Origin of the sequence: Leptolyngbya sp. FACHB-36, assembly GCF_014695955.1 — a bacterium.
Lineage (GTDB): Bacteria > Cyanobacteriota > Cyanobacteriia > Leptolyngbyales > Leptolyngbyaceae > FACHB-36.
Map to the genome: position 1 here is coordinate 1 of NZ_JACJPG010000307.1, position 1,625 is coordinate 1,625.

The window sequence follows — 1,625 nt, forward strand, 5'->3', positions numbered from 1 at the left end:
CAAAAGTTTGGCTTAAATTGGTTTCTGCCGTCGCTGCACAAATATCGACGGGTGCTGCTGGAAGTGTTCGTTGCCTCGTTTTTTGTGCAGTTGTTCGGGCTGGCAAACCCTCTGATTACGCAGGTGATCATCGACAAAGTGCTGGTGCAAAACAGCCCGAACACGCTGCAAGTGCTGGGAATTTTTCTGGTCGTCATCGCTATTTTTGAAGCCGTGCTGACGAGCGTCCGGACGTACCTGTTTGTGGACACGACCAACCGGATCGATCTGGCGCTGGGATCGGAGATTATTGACCATTTGCTGCGGTTGCCCTTGCGCTACTTCGAACGGCGACCTGTGGGGGAGCTGGCAACGCGAGTTAACGAGCTAGAGAATATTCGACAGTTCCTTACGGGTACCGCCCTGACTGTGGTGCTAGATGCCGTGTTCTCGGTCATCTACATCGTGGTCATGTTTATCTATAGCTGGGTGCTGGCGCTAGTAGCGCTGGCAACGCTGCCGCTGTTCATGGTGCTGACGGCGGGGGTGTCGCCGATCGTGCGTCGCCAACTCCGCACCAAAGCTGAACGTAACGCCGAAGCGCAGTCTTATCTGGTGGAAGTGCTGTCTGGGATTCAGACCGTTAAGGCGCAGAATATTGAACTGCGATCGCGCTGGCAGTGGCAAGAGCGCTACGCCAAGTACGTGTCAGCCGGATTTAGAACCGTTGCCACCTCGACCACTGCCAGTTCTACTAGCCATTTTCTCAATCAGTTGTCCGGGCTGCTGGTGCTGTGGGTGGGGGCGTATCTGGTGCTGCAAGGCACCCTAACTCTGGGGCAGCTAATCGCCTTTCGCATCATCGCAGGCTATGTCACCAGTCCGCTGCTGCGCCTGACCCAACTGTGGCAGAACTTCCAGGAGACGGCTCTATCGCTAGAGCGCTTGGGCGACATCATTGACACGCCGACTGAAGCGGATGATCTCGATCGCCAGAATATTCCCATGCCCGTGATTGAGGGCACGGTGAAATACGACAACGTCTCGTTCCGCTTTAATCCCAGCGGTCCAATGCAGCTCAATAACGTAACGTTGGAATTCCCCAGCGGTGTGTTTGTCGGCATCGTGGGTCAGAGCGGCTCCGGTAAAAGCACCTTGATGAAGCTGCTGCCGCGCCTGTATCCGCTAGAGTCGGGGCGCATTCTGATCGACGGCTACGACATCAGCAAAGTCGAACTTTACTCGCTGCGCCAGCAAGTCGGTATTGTGCCGCAGGACACGCTGCTGTTTGAAGGCACCGTGCAAGAGAATATTGCCCTCAACGCGCCCGATGCCTCTGCGGAAGAAATTATCGCCGCCGCCAAAATTGCCGCCGCCCACGAATTCATCATGAACCTGCCCAACGGGTACAACACCCGCGTTGGAGAGCGAGGCTCCTCGCTATCGGGTGGACAACGACAGCGCGTGGCGATCGCCCGCACCATTCTGCAAAACCCTCGCCTGCTGATTCTGGACGAAGCCACCTCCGCACTGGATTACGACTCAGAGCGTCAGGTTTGCCTCAACCTTGCCGATGCCTTCGAGGGGCGCACCGTCTTCTTTATCACCCACCGCCTCAGCACGATTCGCAACGCCGACATCATCCT

At 56.6% G+C, this 1,625-nt stretch carries 1 protein-coding gene; it reads left to right on the top strand.

Going from position 1 to position 1,625, the window contains the following annotated elements; genetic code table 11:
• The coding region (locus H6F43_RS08405) for a peptidase domain-containing ABC transporter (protein ID WP_190342345.1) at positions 1-1,625 on the top strand (1,625 nt) is incomplete at both ends.